Raw genomic sequence first — 3,962 nt, 5'->3', positions numbered from 1 at the left:
AAATTTTTATTGTCTTTCGGTTTTCTAGTGTAACGGACAAAACCACTCAAAAATAAAAAGATACAAGAGAGGTCTCTCGTATCTTTTATTCAACAATCGCGCCCGATTGCAGTACAAATTTAACGGTCGTTCATCATGTTCTTATTTATCAGAGCTTGTGCTATAATTATTTTAAGTTTATAAGAAAGAGGATTATAATGAACAAAAAAAATATAAAAGACAGTCAAAACTTTATTACTTCGAAACGTAATATAGATAAAATAATGACAAATATAAGCTTAAATGAACATGATAATATCTTTGAAATTGGCTCAGGAAAAGGGCATTTTACCCTTGAATTAGTACAAAGGTGTAATTTCGTAACTGCTATTGAAATAGACCATAAATTATGCAAGACTACAGAAAATAAACTTGTTAATCACGATAATTTTCAAGTTTTAAACAAGGATATATTGCAGTTTAAATTTCCTAAAAACCAATCCTATAAAATATTTGGTAGTATACCTTACAACATAAGTACGGATATAATACGCAAAGTTGTTTTTGAAAGTATAGCTGATGAGAGTTATTTAATCGTGGAATACGGGTTTGCTAAAAGGTTATTGAATACAAAGCGCTCATTGGCGTTACTTTTAATGGCAGAAGTTGATATTTCTATATTAAGTATGGTTCCAAGAGAATATTTTCATCCTAAACCTAAAGTGAATAGCTCGCTTATCAGATTAAATAGAAAAAAATCAAGAATATCGTACAAAGATAAACAGAAGTATAATTATTTCGTTATGAAATGGGTTAACAAAGAATACAAGAAAATATTTACAAAGAATCAATTTAACAAATCCTTAAAACATGCGGGAATTGACGATTTAAACAATATTAGCTTTGAGCAATTCTTGTCTCTTTTCAATAGCTATAAATTATTTAATAAGTAAGTTAAGGGGTGCGTAAACTGCACCCCTTAACTTGTCTTGTTTTGCTTAAACAATCTTGGCCCTTTTGTTGAATTACTCTTTAATAAAATAATTTTTCCGTTCCCAATTCCACATTGCAATAATAGAAAAGCCATCTTCATCTGCTTTTTCTTCATCATCTGTATGTATTAAATCGCCATCTTCTGCGTCATCAAGATTTAATTCCTTATGAATTTCCTTTAATAAACCACCATATGAAATTAATCTTTTTCGATAAAGTCCTTCCTCCAAATCAGCTAAACGCTGCAAATTTCTTTCTTCGTCATCAGTCATAAAATCTGTATCTTTTACTGGATATTTTGCAGTTTCATCAATGGCTGATTTTATATCAGATTTATGTTTATTTTTTGGTCGAATCATTTGGACTTTAACGTTTGGATCATAATCTAATTTCATAGCTCTTTTCCAAAATTGAATCCATTGCTTTTGATTCACATAGTTTTCAGTGTTATAAAAATAAGTGCTTTCTACACAAACCAACACATGCATGTGTTGGTTATAAGAATTATCTATATTATTTACAGTTACTTCTGTCGCTCGCATAAAACCAACTAAGTTTTTATTAATTTTCTTATATTTCATCATACGATTAAAACCTTTTGACATATCCGATAAACTTTTATTTAATTCAGTACCATCATAAACATTTCTAACGGTCAACGTAAGGAAAAGCCAACGAACTGTTGGTTTTTGTTTGATAACTTCTGCAACAACCTTTTGTGACTGAATACCATGCTTCATTGCTCTCCTCCAGTTGCACATTGGACATAATCGAGATTTACAAAACCACACACGATATAACGTTTTTTCTCCCGTTTCATAACTCACTTTATATTCAAGTACCTCTGCACAATCTTTTACACGTTCAGCCTTTTTAAATTCAAGAATATGCAAGAGTTCAAAATAATCTACATTTGCCATTTTCTTTTCTCGCCAAGGTCTTATTTTTCCACTTTTTGTTTTGTCGATTAGTACACTTGATTTTTCATCTGAATTAATGCTATTATTATTGCACATAATTAATACAGAAACCCCCTATGTAAATTTGTTTTTGTGTGGTAACTTAAACAATAACATAGGGTATTTTTCTGTGCAAGGATTTTTAAAGGTTCATTAACCTTATAAAGCCAATCACACCAACACTTTAAACGCGATGTAAACTATAAAAATAAAAACTTGTTGTTTCTATATGTATCAAGATAAGAAAGAACAAGTTCAAAACCATCAAAAAAAGACACCTTTTCAGGTGCTTTTTTATTTTATAAACTCATTCCCTGATCTCGACTTCGTTCTTTTTTTACCTCACGGTTATGAGTTAGTTCAAATTCGTTCTTTTTAGGTTCTAAATCGTGTTTTTCTTGGAATTGTGTAGTTTTATCCTTTACCTTGTCTACAAACCCCTTAAAAACGTTTTTAAAGGCTTTTAAGCCGTCTGTACGTTCCTTAAGGAATTCCTTAGTGCTTTCATAGATTAAACTCACATCACGCTTTAAATCGCTTATTTTAGACTTTAAAGACTTGTTTTCTTCAAGCAACTCATTATAATCATTTACATTTTCGTTAAATCGCTCTACAAGACCACTATATTTTTCTTTAACTTGCCCATGTTCTTTACTTAATTTTTTATATTCTCTCGCCATATCAGTACTCATGAGATTGCTAACATGCTGTTTTAACTTATCGTTATCTCTCACAGCAGTCACTAAGTTTTTATAGTCACGCTCCGATATAACAACGTTTTTAGTTGGTTTCTTTTCTGTTTTCATTATTTCTTTTCCTAAACCAAACATGGACTTTTCGCCCGTTGGCACTTCAACATTTTTCATGTGCCGTTTCGCTGGTACTTCTAAATCTGATTTAACTTTATCGCTATAAGCAGTCCATTCATCTTTTTTAACTGCCAAGTTTTTTTCTAGAAAATCAATCTCTTTTTCCAAAGTTTGTTTTTTAAATTTAGATGTCTCAATATGTTTACGGTCAGAGCCACGTTCACCACGCTTCAACTCAAAACCCTGTTTTTTCATATGCTCGGGGAATTTATCTTGTAGCCATAACAATTCTTGACGATTAAACACATTTTTTCCTTGTAGTTTTCCATCACGCATAGGCACAACACCTAAATGCATATGAGGGGTTTGCTCATCGTTATGAACTGTTGCGTAAGCAATATTTTGCTTGCCGTATCGTTCAGAAAATAATTTATAACTTTCCTCAAAAAATCGTTTTTGTTCTCCTGGATCCAGTCGCTCAAAAAAATCTCGGTCAGATGTTACTAGCAACTCATTTACAAGAACAGCATCTTTTCTTGTTTTTCGTGTGCCTGTTTTTTGTGAATCGATTATGTCTTTTACACGTTCGTTATAATTTATATTTTTATCGTTTTGTAAATCATAATTTTCATGTGTTCGCTCTCTGTCAATATCTTCATTCGTTCTACTTTCTCGCTCTCTTTGATTATGAAATTGCATGCCTTTTAGTCCAGGTGATTTCACTTTTTGCATTCTACAAACTGCATAACTCATATGTAAATCGCTCCTTTTTAGGTGGCACAAATGTGAGGCATTTTTGCTTTTTCCGGCAACCACTTCCATGTAAAGTATAACACACTATACTTTATATTCATAAAGTGTGTGCTCTGCGAGGCTGTCGGCAGTGCCGACCAAAACCATAAAACCTTTAAGACCTTTCTTTTTTTTTCGTGAAAAAAGAAACAAAAAAACCCGACCTCTGCCACCTCAGCAAAGGGGGTTTTGCTCTCGTGCTCGTTTAAAAATCAGCAAGGGACAGGTAGTATTTTTTGAGAAGATCACTCAAAAAATCTCCACCTTTAAACCCTTGCCAATTTTTATTTTGTCCGTTTTGTTTAGCTTACCGAAAGCCAGACTCAGCAAAAATAAAATTTTTATTGTCTTTCGGTTTTCTAGTGTAACGGACAAAACCACTCAAAAATAAAAAGATACAAGAGAGGTCTCTCGTATCTTTTATTCAACA

Annotated in this window: 3 protein-coding genes; 1 reads left to right on the top strand and 2 read right to left on the bottom strand. The window is 32.1% G+C overall.

The features are described 5' to 3' along the window. Window positions 1-197 precede the first annotated feature (197 nt). Complete coding sequence (gene erm(C), locus J2Z81_RS15530) at window positions 198-932, top strand: 23S rRNA (adenine(2058)-N(6))-methyltransferase Erm(C) (protein ID WP_021286044.1); 735 nt, start codon at window positions 198-200, stop codon at window positions 930-932. A gap of 72 nt (window positions 933-1,004) precedes the next feature. Here the strand turns inward: erm(C) and J2Z81_RS15525 are convergent, their stop codons facing one another. Together J2Z81_RS15525 and mobV are read right to left on the bottom strand one after the other, a co-directional pair. After that, window positions 1,005-1,988 (bottom strand): protein rep, encoded by a 984-nt coding sequence (locus J2Z81_RS15525; RefSeq protein ID WP_014125933.1) that lies wholly within the window; start codon window positions 1,986-1,988, stop codon window positions 1,005-1,007. Window positions 1,989-2,230: 242 nt separating this feature from the next. Next, window positions 2,231-3,493 carry a MobV family relaxase gene (gene mobV / locus J2Z81_RS15520; RefSeq protein ID WP_023296837.1) on the bottom strand — a complete coding sequence of 421 codons (1,263 nt, stop codon included), beginning with the start codon at window positions 3,491-3,493 and terminating at the stop codon, window positions 2,231-2,233. Window positions 3,494-3,962: the final 469 nt, after the last annotated feature.

This window comes from Virgibacillus alimentarius (genome assembly GCF_017874635.1).
GTDB lineage: Bacteria > Bacillota > Bacilli > Bacillales > Amphibacillaceae > Virgibacillus_B > Virgibacillus_B alimentarius.
The sequence above is the reverse complement of the archived record's forward strand: the minus strand, read 5'-3'. Positions and strand labels throughout refer to the sequence as shown.